13 protein-coding genes and 1 pseudogene are annotated in these 15,529 nt (G+C 74.2%); 6 read left to right on the forward strand and 8 right to left on the reverse strand.

Annotation, left to right across the window (positions count from 1 at the left end; genetic code table 11):
- The 4 genes from DLJ47_RS18480 to DLJ47_RS18495 all read left to right on the forward strand — a co-directional run.
- Nucleotides 1-626: MmpS family transport accessory protein (locus DLJ47_RS18480; protein ID WP_233257884.1), on the forward strand; the 626-nt coding region annotated here is incomplete at its 5' end.
- 44 nt (nucleotides 627-670) lie between these two features.
- On the forward strand, nucleotides 671-1,870 hold the full coding sequence (locus tag DLJ47_RS18485) for a pyridoxal phosphate-dependent aminotransferase (protein ID WP_109901202.1): 1,200 nt from the start codon (nucleotides 671-673) through the stop codon (nucleotides 1,868-1,870).
- On the forward strand, nucleotides 1,867-2,976 hold the full coding sequence (locus tag DLJ47_RS18490; RefSeq protein WP_109901203.1) for a threonine aldolase family protein: 1,110 nt from the start codon (nucleotides 1,867-1,869) through the stop codon (nucleotides 2,974-2,976). Before DLJ47_RS18485 ends, DLJ47_RS18490 begins: the two co-directional genes overlap by 4 nt.
- A gap of 93 nt (nucleotides 2,977-3,069) precedes the next feature.
- Complete coding sequence (locus tag DLJ47_RS18495) at nucleotides 3,070-5,907, forward strand: FtsX-like permease family protein (RefSeq protein WP_109901204.1); 2,838 nt, start codon at nucleotides 3,070-3,072, stop codon at nucleotides 5,905-5,907.
- A 52-nt stretch (nucleotides 5,908-5,959) separates the two neighbouring features.
- Here the strand turns inward: DLJ47_RS18495 and DLJ47_RS18500 are convergent, their stop codons facing one another.
- Nucleotides 5,960-6,565, reverse strand: a complete 606-nt coding sequence (locus DLJ47_RS18500; RefSeq protein WP_109901205.1) for a PadR family transcriptional regulator — start codon at nucleotides 6,563-6,565, stop codon at nucleotides 5,960-5,962.
- Nucleotides 6,566-6,639: 74 nt separating this feature from the next.
- Here DLJ47_RS18500 and DLJ47_RS18505 point away from each other — a divergent pair, with 74 nt between their 5' ends.
- Both DLJ47_RS18505 and DLJ47_RS18510 read left to right on the forward strand, forming a co-directional pair.
- Nucleotides 6,640-9,468, forward strand: a complete 2,829-nt coding sequence (locus DLJ47_RS18505) for an FtsX-like permease family protein (protein WP_109901206.1) — start codon at nucleotides 6,640-6,642, stop codon at nucleotides 9,466-9,468.
- 125 nt (nucleotides 9,469-9,593) lie between these two features.
- Nucleotides 9,594-10,223: an ABC transporter ATP-binding protein gene (locus DLJ47_RS18510; RefSeq protein ID WP_446723581.1), complete on the forward strand. Its 630-nt coding sequence runs from the start codon at nucleotides 9,594-9,596 to the stop codon at nucleotides 10,221-10,223.
- Here DLJ47_RS18510 and glmM read toward each other — a convergent pair.
- From glmM to DLJ47_RS18545, 7 genes and pseudogenes are all read right to left on the reverse strand, one after another.
- Nucleotides 10,139-11,398 (reverse strand): annotated as a pseudogene (gene glmM / locus DLJ47_RS18515) (phosphoglucosamine mutase); the annotation flags it as partial. The gene DLJ47_RS18510 and the pseudogene glmM sit on opposite strands and share 85 nt — an antisense overlap.
- Nucleotides 11,399-11,513: 115 nt before the next feature.
- The gene (rpsI, locus tag DLJ47_RS18520; RefSeq protein WP_018784602.1) at nucleotides 11,514-11,978 is read right to left on the reverse strand and encodes a 30S ribosomal protein S9; all 465 of its coding nucleotides are present in this window, start codon (nucleotides 11,976-11,978) and stop codon (nucleotides 11,514-11,516) included.
- A gap of 20 nt (nucleotides 11,979-11,998) precedes the next feature.
- On the reverse strand, nucleotides 11,999-12,442 hold the full coding sequence (gene rplM / locus DLJ47_RS18525) for a 50S ribosomal protein L13 (protein ID WP_018720634.1): 444 nt from the start codon (nucleotides 12,440-12,442) through the stop codon (nucleotides 11,999-12,001).
- Nucleotides 12,443-12,633: 191 nt separating this feature from the next.
- The gene (locus DLJ47_RS18530) at nucleotides 12,634-14,019 is read right to left on the reverse strand and encodes a nitrate/nitrite transporter (protein WP_109901208.1); all 1,386 of its coding nucleotides are present in this window, start codon (nucleotides 14,017-14,019) and stop codon (nucleotides 12,634-12,636) included.
- A gap of 132 nt (nucleotides 14,020-14,151) precedes the next feature.
- The gene (locus tag DLJ47_RS18535; RefSeq protein ID WP_199235893.1) at nucleotides 14,152-14,457 is read right to left on the reverse strand and encodes a type II toxin-antitoxin system PemK/MazF family toxin; all 306 of its coding nucleotides are present in this window, start codon (nucleotides 14,455-14,457) and stop codon (nucleotides 14,152-14,154) included.
- Nucleotides 14,435-14,692: a DUF6364 family protein gene (locus DLJ47_RS18540; RefSeq protein ID WP_088991919.1), complete on the reverse strand. Its 258-nt coding sequence runs from the start codon at nucleotides 14,690-14,692 to the stop codon at nucleotides 14,435-14,437. The genes DLJ47_RS18535 and DLJ47_RS18540 overlap by 23 nt, the downstream gene beginning before the upstream one ends.
- A 33-nt stretch (nucleotides 14,693-14,725) precedes the next feature.
- Nucleotides 14,726-15,439 carry a methyltransferase domain-containing protein gene (locus tag DLJ47_RS18545; RefSeq protein ID WP_109901209.1) on the reverse strand — a complete coding sequence of 238 codons (714 nt, stop codon included), beginning with the start codon at nucleotides 15,437-15,439 and terminating at the stop codon, nucleotides 14,726-14,728.
- Nucleotides 15,440-15,529 lie beyond the last annotated feature (90 nt).

Raw genomic sequence — 15,529 nt, forward strand, 5'->3', positions numbered from 1 at the left:
CGGCCGGCGCCCCGCCGGGCTTCCCGCCGCCGGTCGGCGCCCCGGGGCCGGCCTGGTACCCGCCCGGCTACCTTCCCCCGGGCCACCTGCCGCCCGGCTACCCGCCGCCGTACGTGCCGCCGGCCCCGGCCCGCTCGGGCAACCGGTCGACGGTGGTCGGCGTCGTCGTCGCCGTGACCACCGTCCTCGCGTTCGGGCTCTGCGCCTGCCTCGGCGTCGCCGGCCTCATCTACAGCGCCGACACCCCCTACCCGGTCGACCCGTACGCACAGGAGACCTACGACCCGTACTACGACTACGAGGAGCCGGAGACCTGGCCGACCCAGCCGCGCCCGACGGTGCGGCCGGCGCTGACCCCGTCGGACGGGCCGGGCGAGGTCACCGTGGTGTACGAGGTGACCGGGCGTGGCCCCGCGGACCTGGAGTACTACGACGCCAACGGCGACTTCATCCAGGTCGAGCAGGTCACGCTGCCGTGGCGGCGGAGCCTGCGGATGCACGACGCCGGGCGGGTGATGGTCCTGGCGAGCCACGGTCAGCCGGATCGGATCAGCTGCCGGATCACCGTCGCCGGGCGCACCGTCGCGATCGACGAGCGCGCGTACTGGGTGAACTGCACCGGCTGAGGCGAGGGGTTGAAGCCGCGCCGGTGGTCCGTAGGCTGGCGGGCGTGACGACCACCCCCGCCCAGGTCGACCCGCTGGTGGCGCGGATGCGCCCGTTCGGAACGACCATCTTCGCCGAGATGTCCGCCCTGGCCGTGCGCACCGGCGCGGTCAACCTCGGCCAGGGCTTCCCGGACACCGACGGCCCGCCGGAGATGCTCGCCGCCGCGGCCGAGGCGCTGCGCGCCGGGCAGAACCAGTATCCGCCCGGTCCGGGCGTCCCGGCCCTGCGTGCCGCGGTGGCCGCGCACCAGCGGCGGTTCTGGGGGCTGGAGTACGACCCGGACGGCGAGATCGTGGTGACCGCGGGCGCCACCGAGGCGATCGCGGCGAGCATCCTGGCGCTCTGCGAGCCGGGCGACGAGGTGGTCTGCTTCGAGCCCTACTACGACTCGTACGCCGCCTCGATCGCGCTGGCCGGCGCGGTCCGACGCCCGGTCACGCTGCGTCCCGGCCCCGACGGCCGGTACGCCTTCGACCCGGCCGCGCTGCGCGCCGCGTTCGGCCCGCGCACCCGGCTGGTGCTGCTCAACTCGCCGCACAACCCGACCGGCAAGGTGTTCACCCCCGCCGAGCTGGCCCTGGTCGCGCAGCTGTGCCAGGAGCACGGCGCGTACGCGGTGACCGACGAGGTCTACGAGCACCTGGTCTTCACCGACGCGGCCGCCCCGCACGTGCCGCTGGCCACCCTGCCCGGGATGCGTGAGCGGACGCTGCGCATCTCCTCGGCCGGCAAGACGTTCTCCTGCACCGGCTGGAAGGTGGGCTGGGTCAGCGGTCCGGCCGCGCTGGTCTCCGCGGTGCTGCGGGTGAAGCAGTTCCTCACCTTCGTCAACGCGGCGCCGCTGCAACCGGCGGTCGCGGTGGCGCTGGCCCTGCCCGACGACTACTTCGCCGGCTTCCGGGCCGGCCTGCAGGCCCGCCGGGACCAACTGGTCGGCGGGCTGACCGACGCCGGGTTCGAGGTGCTCGCACCGGAGGGGACGTACTTCGTCACCGCCGACGTCACCGCCCTGGGCGGGCGGGACGGGGTGGAGTTCTGCCGGTCGCTGCCCGAGCGGTGCGGCGTGGTGGGCGTACCGACCCAGGTCTTCTACGACGACCAGGAGGCGGGCCGGCGCCTGGTCCGGTTCGCCTTCTGCAAGCGCCCGGAGGTGCTCACCGAGGCGGTCACCCGGCTGCGCCGGCTGGCGGCGACGCGATGACCGACGGCTACGCCCAACGGGTCCGCCGGCTGACCGCGCTGCGCGGCTGCGACACCGTGCTCTCCGGCGTACGGCCGGACTCGGTCGCCGAGCAGCTCGCCACGCTGAGCGCGATGGCCACCGACGACGCGCTGCCCGACTACTACGCCGAGGGCGGCGCGGTGGCGGAGCTGGAGCGCCGGGTCGCCGAGCTGCTCGGCACGGAGGCCGTCGCGTTCTTCCCGAGCGGCACGATGGCTCAGCAGGTCGCGATGCGGTACGGCGCGGAGCTGACCGGCCGGACAACAGTCGGGCTGCACCCGCTGAGTCACCCGATACTGCACGAGCGGGACGCGTACGCGGTGCTCGGCGGCCTGCGCGCGATCTCCACCACCGACGCCCCGCGCAACCCCACCGCGGAGGAGGTGGCGGCGTTGGACGAGCCGATCGGCACGCTGCTGCTGGAGTTGCCGCTGCGTGACGTCGGCTTCGTCCTGCCGAGCTGGGACGAGCTGGTCGCGGTGGTCGACGCGGCCCGGGCCCGGGGCGCCCGGGTGCACCTGGACGGCGCCCGGCTCTGGGAGTCCACCACCCACCTCGGGCACTCGCTGGCCGAGATCGCCGGGCTCGCCGACAGCACCTACGTCTCGTTCTACAAGTCGCTCGGCGGGCACTCCGGCGCCGCCCTGGCCGGCTCCGCCGAGCTGGTCAGGTACGCCCGGGCCTGGCGGCACCGGCACGGCGGCACGCTGTTCCAGCAGTGGCCGGTGGCGCTGGCCGCGCTCGCCGGGCTGACCCACGAGCTGCCCCGACTGGCCGGTTACGTGGCGCACGCCCGCACGGTGGCCACCGCCCTGGCCGGCCTGCCCGGCGCGCGGGTGTTCCCGGCGCCGCCGCACACCCACCAGTTCCGGCTCTGGCTGCCGCATCCGGCGGACGCCCTGAACGACGCCAACCTCGCCCTCGCCGAGCAGGAGAAGGTCTGGTTCGTGGGCGGCTGGCGGGACACCGAGGTGCCCGGCGTGGCCACGGCCGAGGTGACCGTCGCCGGCCCGGCGACCGAGCTGGACGCGGGCCAGGTGGCCGCGCTGGGCGAGCGTTTCCTGCGCCGGCTGCCGGTGGACTGACCGCCGCGGGGCCTTACCGGGTCCGGCCGAGCCCGCCTTGCATTGTCGCAATGTATCGCGCAGAGTGTGGTGCAGCACACGGGGAGGCGCGACATGTTCCAAATGGGGTGGGGACAACTTCGTGGCCGTGCTGGCCGGTCGGTGGCGCTGCTGGTCGGCGTACTGGTGGCGACCACCGGGTTCGTCGTCCTCACCGGGGCCACCACCACCTCCCGGCTGGAGGTGACCGGCGCCGTCGAGCGCGAGACCCGGTCCGCGTACGACATCCTCGTCCGCCCGACGGGGGCGCGCACCCCGCTGGAGGCCGAGCACCGGCTGGTCCGCCCGAACTATCTCTCCGGCATCTACGGCGGCATCACGCTGGAGCAGTACGAGCGGGTGCGGGCCGTCGCCGGGGTGGAGGTGGCCGCCCCGATCGCGATGCTCGGTCACTCGACCTCGCGCGTGCCGATGTCGGTCGACCTCACCGACGCCGTCGACCGCTCCCTGGACCGCCAGGTGATCCGGATCGACCGGACGTACGTCGCCGAGCGGGGCCTCTCCACCGCCCCGGGCCGGCCCGAGTACGTGTACGTCACCCGGTACCCGCTGATCTATCCGGTCATCGAGCCGGACACGATGGGTTCGGCCCGGTACACCGACGGTCGCGTCTACTCCTGGTCCGACGAGTGCGGGGCGGTCCCCCGCGAGGTCCAGCCGGACGGGACCAGCCGGCCGGTCTGCGACCCGCGGAGCGCCGTCGTCGTCGGCAACCCCGGCTGGTCGGAGCGCGAGATCTGGCGGGTGCTCACCGCCCGCCTGCTGCCCGACGGCCGCTTCGAGGTGACCCACCGCGCGCTCGGCGCGACCGTCGGCGCCGTGGACACCGGCCCCACCACTGTCAGCCGGCTTGCGCTGGAGGAAACGCTGACCGTGCCGTTCCTGATCGCCGCCGTGGACCCGGACGCCGAGCAGCGCCTGGTCGGCCTCGCCGACGCGGTGGTCGACGGCCGCCCGCTGAACGCGGCGGACACGCTCACCGACACCACGATTCCGGGCTTCGTGCCCGACCGGAGCGTCCCGGCGCTGGTCCCGAGCCGGCCCTTCCTCGACGGCACGGTGCGCGCCCGCCTCACCCGACTGCCGACGGCCCGCCCGGCGGGGCTGGCGCCCAAGGCGCTGGACGGGGCGTTGCGGCGGGCCGAGGGGACCCCGGCCGGCAGTGCCGAGATCGACCTCGCGGCGAGCTACCGGGGCATGCTCGCCGGCGGCCTCGGTGACGACGCCTTCGACAGCTGCTGCCGAGGCCAACTCCAGGTGCTCGCCCAGCCGGGCCCGGTGGACTACGAGCGCGGGGCGGACGGCACCCTGCGCATCGCCCGCGTGTCGCCGCCCGACCCGGCGGTCTTCGGAGACCGGACGGAGACCAACCTGCTGCCCCGGCCCTGGCTCAGCGACGACACCGGCTCGCGCCGGGTGGGCCGGCTGGTCATCCCCAGCGACGAGGCCCTGCACGACTGGCGGGCGGTGGGCGTGTTCGATCCGGACCGGCTGACCGGCTTCGGCGAGCTCAGCAAGGTGCCGCTGGAGACGTACGAGCCGCCGACCGCCGAGGGCGCGGACGACCGCAGCCGCGCCGCACTCGGTGGCGAACCGCTGCTACCCAGTGGCAACCCGGCGGGCTACCTGTCGACCCCGCCGCTGGTCCTGACCACGCTGAACAGCGTCCCGAAACTGCTGGAGCGGGCGGGCCCGCAGCGGGACGCGCCGATCAGTGCGATCCGGGTCCGGGTCGCCGGGGTGGACGGCTACAGCGAGCACACCGCCGAGCGGGTCCGGCTGATCGCCGAGCAGATCAACCGGGCGACCGGCCTGGACGTCGACATCACCCTCGGCTCCTCCCCGGCCCCACAGACCGTCACGCTGCCCGCGGGCGAGTTCGGGCGACCCGAGCTGCGGCTGACCGAGAACTGGTCCGCGCTCGGCGTCGCCTCCACCATCACCGAGGCGGTCGACCGCAAGAGCGCCGCGCTGTTCGCCCTCGTGCTGGTGGTCTGCGTGCTCTTCCTCGGCAACGCGGTCTCCGCCGCCGTCCGGGACCGCCGCGCCGAGCTGGCCGTGCTCGCCTGCCTCGGCTGGCCGGCCCGCCGGATCGCCGCGCTGATCCTCGGCGAGGTCGCGCTGCTGGGCCTGCTGGCCGGGCTGCTCGCCGTCGGTCTGGCGTTCCCGCTGGGCGCTCTGCTGGGCGTGGGCGTCGACTGGCGACGGGCGGCGCTCGCCGTACCGGTGGCTCTGCTGCTCGCCCTGGTCGCCGGCCTGCCACCCGCGCTGCGAGCCGCACGCGCCCACCCAGCCGCCGCCCTGCGCCCACCGGTCGCCACCCCCGGCTGGATACGCCGACCCCGCACCCTGCCCGGCCTCGCCCTGGTCAACCTGATCCGCACCCCCGGACGCACCCTGCTCGGCGCCGGCGCCCTGGCCATCGGCGTGGCAGCACTCACCGTCGTGGCCGCCGTCAGCTACGCCTTCCGAGGCGCGATCGTCGGCAACCTCCTCGGCGACACCGTCGCCCTGACCGTCCGCGGCGCCGACGCCCTCGCCGCCACCGCGACCGTGCTGCTCGGCGCCGCCGCCGTCGCCGACGTGCTCTACCTCAACATCCGCGACCGGGCCACCGAACTGGCCACCCTACGCGCCACCGGCTGGACCGACCCCGAACTCGGCCGACTCATCGGCTACGAAGGCCTACTCCTCGGCGCCCTCGGCGCACTCACCGGCGCGGCACTCGGCGTCGCCGGCGCCGCCTGGCTGGTCGGGGACGTCCCCGGCCCGCTGCTGCTGGTCGCCGGACTCACCGCGGCGGGCGGCGTGCTGCTCACCGCCGCCGCGGCGCTGGCACCCGCCACCCTGCTGCACCACCTACCCACGGCACGACTACTGGCAGAGGAGTGACACCGCCGGCTCGGCGGCCGCGCTGGCCTGACGGGCGGATCGGGGTCCGTCGTCAGCCGGCCGCCCGCCTCGACCCCGCGCCCTCGTCCGGGGCCGCGGCCACCGGACGGTCGAGTGCCAGCGCGGCGAGCGTCGCGCCACCGTCGGCGAGCAGCGCCGACTCGGCGTCGTCGACGAAGGCCAGGTCGGCCTCGACGTGCCGGCTGGCGGCCGAGAGCAGCAGTCCGACCACGGGGTCAGCGGCACTGCGGCGCAGCCCGTCCAGGTTGCGCAGCTCCCGCATCAGGTGCCCGCGCTGGTTCGCCAGGACGGACCGCACCGTCTCCGGCGCGCCGGTCCGGGCGGCGGCGGTGACCTTGAGGAAGAAGTCGTCCCGGAAGCCGCCGCTGCGCGGGCTCGGCTCGGACAGCCAGCGGTCCAGCTCGGCCCGGCCGTCGGGGGTGATCTCGTAGACCACCCGGTCGGGTTTGACCGGCTGCGGTTCGCGCGCCGAGACGACCAGGCCGTCCCGGGAGAGCCGGTCCAGGATCTGGTAGAGGTGGCCGATGTTCAGCGGCCCCCACTGCGGGCCGACGGCGGCCTCGAACGCGCCCTTGAGCTGGTAGCCGTGGCTGGGGCCGTGGGCGAGCAGGGCCAGGACGGCGTGCTGGATCGCCATGTCACCTCCGGGTCGGGGCTTGCATTGTCACAATGTATCGCGCAGAGTGTGGGCAGCACACGGGGAGGCGCGACATGCTCAGCTTCGTCTGGAGGCAGCTTCGCGGCCGTGCGGGGCGGTCGGTGGCCCTGCTGGTCGGGGTCCTGGTGGCGACCACCGGGTTCGTCGTCCTGACCGGGGCCACCACCACCTCCCGGCTGGACGTCACCGGCACCGTCGAGCGCAACACCCGGGCGGCGTACGACATCCTGGTCCGTCCGAAGGGGACACGCACGCCGCTGGAGGTCGAGCGGCGACTGGTCCGCCCCAACTACCTCTCCGGCCTCTTCGGCGGCATCACCACCGACCAGTACGAGCAGGTCAAGGCGGTGGCCGGCGTCGACGTGGCGGCACCGATCGCGATGCTGGGCCACTCCACCGTGCCGGTGCCGATGTCGTTCGACGTCACCGACGCCGTCGACCGCGGCCTGGACCGGCAGGTGATCCGCATCGACCCGACCTACCTGGCCGAACGCGGCCTCTCCAGCGCGCCGGCCAAGCCACGCTACGTGTACGTGACGAAGCACCGCCTCATCTATCCCCGATTCGACGGCGATCTGTCCGAGCGGGCGACACCGTACACCGACGGGCGGTCGTACCCGTGGGACAGCGTGTGCGGGCCCGTCCCCCGGGAGGTGCTCCCCGACGGCGGCAGCCGGCCGATCTGCGATCCGATGTTCGGCGGCCTGCAGGGCAGCCCGGCCACCCTCTCCGAGCGGGAGGTGTGGAGCTTGAACTCGGTGCGGCTGCTGCCGGACGGCCGGTTCGAGACGGCCAACGGCCTGCTCACCCCGGGCACCGCGCCCACCACCACCGACCGGCTGGTGCTCACCTACCAGCTGACCGTGCCGTTGCTGATCGCCGCCGTCGACCCCGTCGCCGAGGACCGGCTGGTGGGACTGGACGCCGCGGTGGTCGGCGGGCGGTCGGTCCGGGCCGACGAGCCGGTGACCGAGCAGCGCGGCGGCACCGTGGTCACCCGTACCGCACCGGCGCTGGTCACCAGCCGTCCCTTCATCGACAGCACCGTGCGCGCCCGGTTCACCCGGCTGCCCACGGCCCGGCCGGCCACCGTGCCGGCCGTCGAACTGGAGCGGACCCTGGGCCGGGCCACCGGGATCCCGGCCGGCTCCGCCGAGGTCGACGCCGGCGCCGCCTACCGCGCCCAGCTGGCGAAGGGGATCGGCGGCGAGGCCTGCTGCCGCGGCCAGTTCCAGCGGGTGATCCAGGCGGGGCCGGTGACCTACCGCGAGCTGCCCGACGGCACCCTGCGCGCCGAACCGGTGCCGCCGGCGGACCCCGAGGTGTACGGCACCCAGTTCACCCACAACTTCCTGCCCCGGCCCTGGCTGGCCGAGGACACCGGCCTCCGGCCGGTCCGGGCCCTCGCCGGAAGAGAAGGTGGGGGGGCCACCCGGTACCACCAGTGGCAGGCCGTCGGGGTCTTCGACCCGGAGAAGCTGGCCGGCTTCAGCGACCTGGGCGCGGTCCCGCTGGAGACGTACGAGCCGCCGCGCGCCGAGGGCGCGGACGACCGCAGCCGTGCCGCACTGGGCGGCCGACCGCTGGAGCCGAGCGGCAACCCGGCCGGCTACCTGTCCGCGCCGCCGCTGGTGCTCACCAACCTCGCCAGCGTGCCGAAGCTGCTGGAGGGCGGCAACAGCCCACAACGCAGCGCGCCGATCAGCGCGATCCGGGTCCGGGTCGCCGGGGTGGACGGCTACAGCGAGCACACCGCCGAGCGGGTCCGGCTGATCGCCGAGCAGATCAACCGGGCGACCGGCCTGGACGTCGACATCACCCTCGGCTCCTCCCCGGCCCCACAGACCGTCACGCTGCCCGCGGGCGAGTTCGGGCGACCCGAGCTGCGGCTGACCGAGAACTGGTCCGCGCTCGGCGTCGCCTCCACCATCACCGAGGCGGTCGACCGCAAGAGCGCCGCGCTGTTCGCCCTCGTGCTGGTGGTCTGCGTGCTCTTCCTCGGCAACGCGGTCTCCGCCGCCGTCCGGGACCGCCGCGCCGAGCTGGCCGTGCTCGCCTGCCTCGGCTGGCCGGCCCGCCGGATCGCCGCGCTGATCCTCGGCGAGGTCGCGCTGCTGGGCCTGCTGGCCGGGCTGCTCGCCGTCGGTCTGGCGTTCCCGCTGGGCGCTCTGCTGGGCGTGGGCGTCGACTGGCGACGGGCGGCGCTCGCCGTACCGGTGGCTCTGCTGCTCGCCCTGGTCGCCGGCCTGCCACCCGCGCTGCGAGCCGCACGCGCCCACCCAGCCGCCGCCCTGCGCCCACCGGTCGCCACCCCCGGCTGGATACGCCGACCCCGCACCCTGCCCGGCCTCGCCCTGGTCAACCTGATCCGCACCCCCGGACGCACCCTGCTCGGCGCCGGCGCCCTGGCCATCGGCGTGGCAGCACTCACCGTCGTGGCCGCCGTCAGCTACGCCTTCCGAGGCGCGATCGTCGGCAACCTCCTCGGCGACACCGTCGCCCTGACCGTCCGCGGCGCCGACGCCCTCGCCGCCACCGCGACCGTGCTGCTCGGCGCCGCCGCCGTCGCCGACGTGCTCTACCTCAACATCCGCGACCGGGCCACCGAACTGGCCACCCTACGCGCCACCGGCTGGACCGACCCCGAACTCGGCCGACTCATCGGCTACGAAGGCCTACTCCTCGGCGCCCTCGGCGCACTCACCGGCGCGGCACTCGGCGTCGCCGGCGCCGCCTGGCTGGTCGGGGACGTCCCCGGCCCGCTGCTGCTGGTCGCCGGACTCACCGCGGCGGGCGGCGTGCTGCTCACCGCCGCCGCGGCGCTGGCACCCGCCACCCTGCTGCACCACCTACCCACGGCACGACTACTGGCAGAGGAGTGAGACCGATGGACGACAACACCGCCGGTAGCCGCGTCGAGATCGCAGGTCTGGTGAAACGGTTCGGCGGCGGCGCGGAGCCGATCAGCGCGGTCGACGGGGTCACGCTGGACATCGCCGCCGGCTCGGTGGTGGCCCTGACCGGGCCGAGCGGATCCGGCAAGTCGACGCTGCTGCACCTGATCGGCGCGATCGAGCAGGCCGACGAGGGCACCGTGACGGTCGACGGGGTGAGTGTGACCGGTCTGCGTCGAGCCGCGCTGGCCCGCTACCGCCAGCGGGTCGGCTTCGTCTTCCAGCGCTACCACCTGCTGCCCGCGCTCACCGTGCTGGACAACGTGATCGCTCCCGTGCTTCCCCGCCGGGGGCACGCCGACCACGCGACCCGGGCGCGCGGACTGCTCGACGCCGTCGGCCTCGCCGGCCGGGAGCGGGCGCTGCCGGCGCAGCTCTCCGGCGGCCAGCAGCAACGCGTGGCGATCGCCCGGGCGCTGATGGGCGCGCCGGGGCTGCTGCTCGCCGACGAGCCCACCGGCAACCTGGACTCGGCCACCGGCGCCCAGATCCTCGACCTGCTGCTCGGCCTGCGCGACCAGCACGGGATGACGATCGTGCTGGCCACCCACGAGCGGGCGGTCGCCGCCCGTTGCGACCGGCTGGTCCGGCTCGGCGACGGTCGGGTGGTGGAGGACGTGGACCTCACCGGCGGCGAGGACCCGGCCACCACGTACGCCCGGGCCAGCGGCCTGCGGCTCTGACGCCCGCCGGCCGCGCCGACGGTGCGGTCGCCGACCGGCACGTTGATCAGCACCTGGGGCAGCCGGGTCACCACCGCGGCCAGCTCGGCCAGCGACTTCCCGGTCGCCGCCATCCGGGACATCAGGTGCAGCCCGGTCAGCACGCCGTCGCCGGTGGTCGCGTACGCGGGCATGACGATGTGCCCGCTCTGCTCGCCGCCCAGCGCCAGCCCGGAGGCCCGCAGCTCCTCCAGCACGTACCGGTCGCCGACCTTGGTCTCGACCAGCCGGATGCCCTCCCGGGACATCGCCAGCCGCAGGCCGAGGTTGCTCATCACCGTGGCCACCAGGGTGTCACCGGTCAGCGTGCCGGCCTCCCGCATGGCCAGCGCCAGGATGGCCATCACCTGGTCACCGTCGACCTCGTCGCCGTCGGCGGTCACCGCGACGCACCGGTCGGCGTCGCCGTCGTGCGCGATACCCAGGTGCGCGCCGTGCTCGACCACCGCGGCGCGCAGCGCCTCGATGTGGTTGGAGCCGCACTCGTCGTTGATGTTGAGCCCGTCCGGCTCGGCATGGATCGCGATCACCTCGGCGCCGGCCTCCCGGTACGCCACCGGGGCCACCTCGGCGGCCGCGCCGTTGGCGCAGTCGACCACGACCTTGATCCCGTCCAGCCGGTGCGGCACCGTGCCGACCAGGTGCTGCACGTAGTGGTCGGCGCCGTCGAGCAGGTCGTGCACCCGGCCCACCCCGGCGCCGATCGGCCGCTCCCAGGCGGTGGTGGCGTTCGCCTCGACGGCCGCCTCGATCCGCATCTCGATCTCGTCCGGCAGCTTGTGCCCGCCGGCGGCGAAGAGCTTGATCCCGTTGTCGGGCATCGGGTTGTGCGAGGCGGAGAGCATCACCCCGAGGTCGGCCTTGGCCTCCGCGGTGAGGAACGCCACGGCCGGGGTGGGCAGCACGCCGACCCGGACCACGTTCGCCCCGGCGCTGGCCAGGCCGGCCACCACGGCGGCCTCCAGCATCTCGCCGCTGGCCCGGGTGTCCCGGCCCACCACGGCGAGCGGCGGATGGCTCCGATCCGACTCGGCGAGCGTGTGGGCGGCGGCGACGGCCACCGCGAGCGCCAACTCGGGGGTGAGATCGGCGTTCGCCCGCCCGCGTACACCGTCCGTGCCGAACAACCGGCCCATACCCGCCAACCTCCGTGGAAACTGCCGATGAAGGAGAAAGCGGAACGGCCGGCCCACCTCCCGTCGCGGGGAGGCGGACCGGCCGTCCGTCAGAAGTACAACGTGAAGCTGATGGTCAGCGCTTCGAGTACTGGGGAGCCTTGCGGGCCTTCTTGAGGCCGTACTTCTTGCTCTCCTTGACCCGGGCGTCCCGGGTCAGGAAGCCGGCCTTCTTCAGCGCCGGGCGGTCGTCCGGCTCGCTGACGATCAGCGCCCGGGCGATGGCGAGCCGGAGCGCGCCCGCCTGACCGGTGGTGCCGCCACCCCGCAGGTTGGCGATGACGTCGAACGCCTCGGGCTTCTCGGCGGTGACCAGCGGGTCCTTGATCAGCTGCTGGTGCACCTTGCTCGGGAAGTACGCCTCCAGGTCGCGGCCGTTGCAGGTGATCTTGCCGGTGCCCGGCACGATGCGGACCCGGACGATGGCCTCCTTGCGGCGACCCACGGTCTGGATCGGCCGGTCACCACGAGGCGCGCGGGCGACGGGCGCCGGCGCCTCGGTGGCCTCGGGGGCAACCTCGGTGGCGGTGATGTCGGTCATGCTGTTTCCTTCGCCCGCGCTCACTGCGCGATCTGCTTGATCTCGAACGGCACCGGCTGCTGCGCGCCGTGCGGGTGCTCGGCACCGGCGTAGACCTTCAGCTTCTTGATCAGCTTACGGCCGAGCTTGTTGTGCGGGAGCATCCCCTTGACGGCGAGCTCGATGGCCCGCTCGGGACGCTTGGTCAGCAGCTCGTCGTAGCCGACCTGCTTCAGGCCACCCGGGTAGCCGGAGTGGCGGTAGGCGATCTTCTGCTGCCGCTTGTTGCCGGTCAGCGCGACCTTGCCCGCGTTCACGATGACGACGAAGTCGCCCGTGTCGACGTGCGGCGCGAAAGTCGGCTTGTGCTTACCACGCAGCAACGTGGCGGCGTGGGTGGCCAGGCGGCCCAGCACGACATCAGAGGCGTCGATGACGTGCCACTGACGCTCGATCTCACCCGGCTTCGGGCTGTACGTACGCACAGGTCTACCTTGTCTCGTCGTCGGTCTGGGGTCGCGCGCCGAGGTGACCAGCGCGCACGAACGACCAAGCGTACCTCAGGGGCACGCCGCTGGATGTCGTACAACAGCAGGCAACGATACCGGGCGCCCGGTCGGCAGGTCAAAACGGGGTGCCGCCCCCGCGTGGCCCGCTCGCGCACCCATGGTAGAGGTCACACCCCGGCCAGCCGCCGCGGCCCCGGCCGCAGGTAGACCAGCCAGGTCAGGGCGAAGCAGACCGCGTACGCGGCGATGAAGGCGAGGTACGCGGCGTCCGCGCTGCCCTGGCTGAGGAAGGACTGCCGGAAGGCGACGTTGACCAGCAGCCCGCCGGAGGCGCCCACCGCCCCGGCGATCCCGATCAGCGCCCCGGTCATCCGGGCCGACCAGCGCTGCGCCCCGGCCGGGTCGCGGCGCCCCGCGTCGACCGCCGCGACCGCCCGGGCCCGGAAGATCGCCGGGATCATCTTGTAGGTCGAGCCGTTGCCGATCCCGGAGAAGACGAACAGGGCCAGGAAACCGGTCAGGTAGAGCCCGAACGAGCGCTCCCGCGAGGCGTACAGCACCAGGCCGGCGCCGGCGGCCATCGCCACGAAGTTCCAGAACGTCACCCGGGCCCCGCCGAGCCGGTCGGCGAGGTGGCCGCCGAGTGGCCGGATCAGCGAGCCGACCAGCGGGCCGAGGAAGGTCAGCCAGGCCGCGTCCACCGCCGTCGGGAAGCGGTCGGCGAACTGGAGCTGGAGCACCTGGCCGAAGGCGAAGCCGAAGCCGATGAACGAGCCGAAGGTGCCGATGTACAGCAGCGACATGACCCAGGTGTGCGGGTCCCGGGCCGCCTCGCGCAACGCGCCGGGCTCGTTCCGGGCGCCGGAGACGTTGTCCAGCCAGCGCGCCGCCGCGAGCGCGGCCAGCACGATCAGCGGCAGGTAGACCGCCGGCACCAGCCGGGGGTACGCGGCGCCCGCGGTGGCCAGCACCGCCAGCCCGACCAGCTGCACCGCCGGCACGCCGAGGTTCCCGCCACCGGCGTTCAGCCCGAGCGCCCGGCCCTTGAGGTGCTGGGGGAAGAACTGGTTGATGTTCGCCATCGAGGAGGCGAAGTTGCCGCCGCCGACGCCGGTGAGGCAGGCCAGCACCATCAGGGTGGAGTAGGAGACGCCGGGTTCGAGCAGTACGGTCATCGGCACCGCCGGCAGGAGCAGCAGCAGCGCGCTGACGATCGTCCAGTTCCGCCCGCCGAACCGGGCCACCGCCAGCGTGTACGGCAGCCGCAGCACCGCCCCGAGCGCCGCCGGTACGGCGGTGAGCAGGAACTTCCCGGCCGGGTCGATGCCGTACTCCGGGCCGAGGAAGAGCACGGTCACCGACCAGAGGCTCCACACCGAGAAGCCGACGTGCTCGGCGAAGATCGAGACCCAGAGGTTCCGTCGGGCGATCCGGGCCCCGGTCGTCCGCCAGAAGTCGGGGTCCTCCGGGCGCCAGTCGTCGATCCGGTGCCGGCGCCCGGCGGCGGCCGGGGTGGCCTCGGCCCGGGGTGTGGTGGGTGCCAGGGTGCTCACGGCGATTCCTCCTCATCGATTGACCTGGAGGAACGCTAGGAACCCGGGATTACCCGGCGGTGCCCGTCGCGGGTCGGGCCGGAAACGGAGATCGCACGTCCGGCCCGGGCCGCCGGTGAGCTGTCAGAGCTGTCAGAGCTGTTGCAGGATCCGCAGCGCCCGGCCGACCCGCTGCATGGTCTCGGTGTCGGCGACGTCGACGCACTCGGTGAACCACTTCTTCATCGGCGAGGAGAGCCGGTCCGGCATCACCACGAAGCCGCCCATCGGCACCGCCAGGGGCGAGTCGCGCAGCAGCGACTCCTCGACCACCTCGGCGACGATCACGATGGGCACGTCGGTGGAGTTGTAGACGTCGGAGCTGATCACCAGGCCGAACCGCTCGCGGGCGCCGGAGATGCGCCAGACCTCGCCCCTACGCAGCACGCGGGGGCCCACCGAAGAGCACGTCGTCGACCATGCCCACCTCACGCGCGTCGGCCAGGGCTGCGGACTCCAGATCCAGCCCGGCCCGGCCGACGGCGGCGGCGTGCGCGGTGAAGACCTCGCGCAGCGCCTTCTCCCGGGCCGCCTGGTCCATCCAGGCGGAGAGCGAGAGCCCCTCGCGCTTGGCGAACCGGCGGGCCTCCTCGATCGTCTCGTCCGAGAACGACAGGGTCACCTTGGCGGTCATGCCGGACAGACTACCCACCGGTATGACCGGTAGTCATCCCAGCTGGCGCACCGATTCGCGCCGGCCGCCGAACACGGCAAACCGCCACTGCTTGAAGAAGCAGTCCACGTCCACCAGGCCCGCCTCGGCCAGCCAGCCGCACTGGTCGGTGACCGGCGCCGGCCGGTCGTACGCCATCCGGCCCAACGCCGCGTCGATCTCGGCCCGGTCGGAGCCGAGTTCGGCGACCCGCGCCAGCCACACCTCGTGGTAGCGCCGGTCCAGTTCCGGCGTCGGGCCGGCGACCTGCTCGGCGTTGACGAGCACGCCGCCGGGAGCGAGCACCCGGGCCGCCCGGGCGTAGAGGTCGCGCTTGCCGGCGTCGTCGAGGTGGTGGATGGCCAGCGCGCTGACCACCGCGTCGTACCGCCCGTCGGGCAGCGGGGCGGTCAGGTCGGCGCGCACCGTCCGGTGCGGCACGCCCCGGGCGCGCAACTGGTCGGCGGCGACGGCGAGCATCGCCGGGGCGGCGTCGACCAGGGTCACCCGGACGCCCGGCACGGCGGCGGTGAGCAGCAGCGAGAGCAGCCCGGTGCCGGCGCCCAGGTCGAGCACCTCGGGCGTACGCCCCGCCGCCAGGGCCGCCCGCAGCGGCGGCGCGGCCACCTCGACGGCGGTGCCGTAGAAGTCGTCGAAGCAGGGCACCAGCCGCCGGCGGGCCTCGTCGTAGCTACCCGCCACCGCGTCGAAGGCGTCCGCCACGCTCATCCGTCCTCCCAAAATATAAGATTGTCGTCTCACATCATAGACGCTGCGGTCCGGCCCGTCGCTCCCGTGCGGTGTGAGCCGCTCTTGACA

It is taken from the genome of Micromonospora sp. S4605 (genome assembly GCF_003176715.1).
Taxonomy (GTDB): domain Bacteria; phylum Actinomycetota; class Actinomycetes; order Mycobacteriales; family Micromonosporaceae; genus Micromonospora; species Micromonospora echinaurantiaca.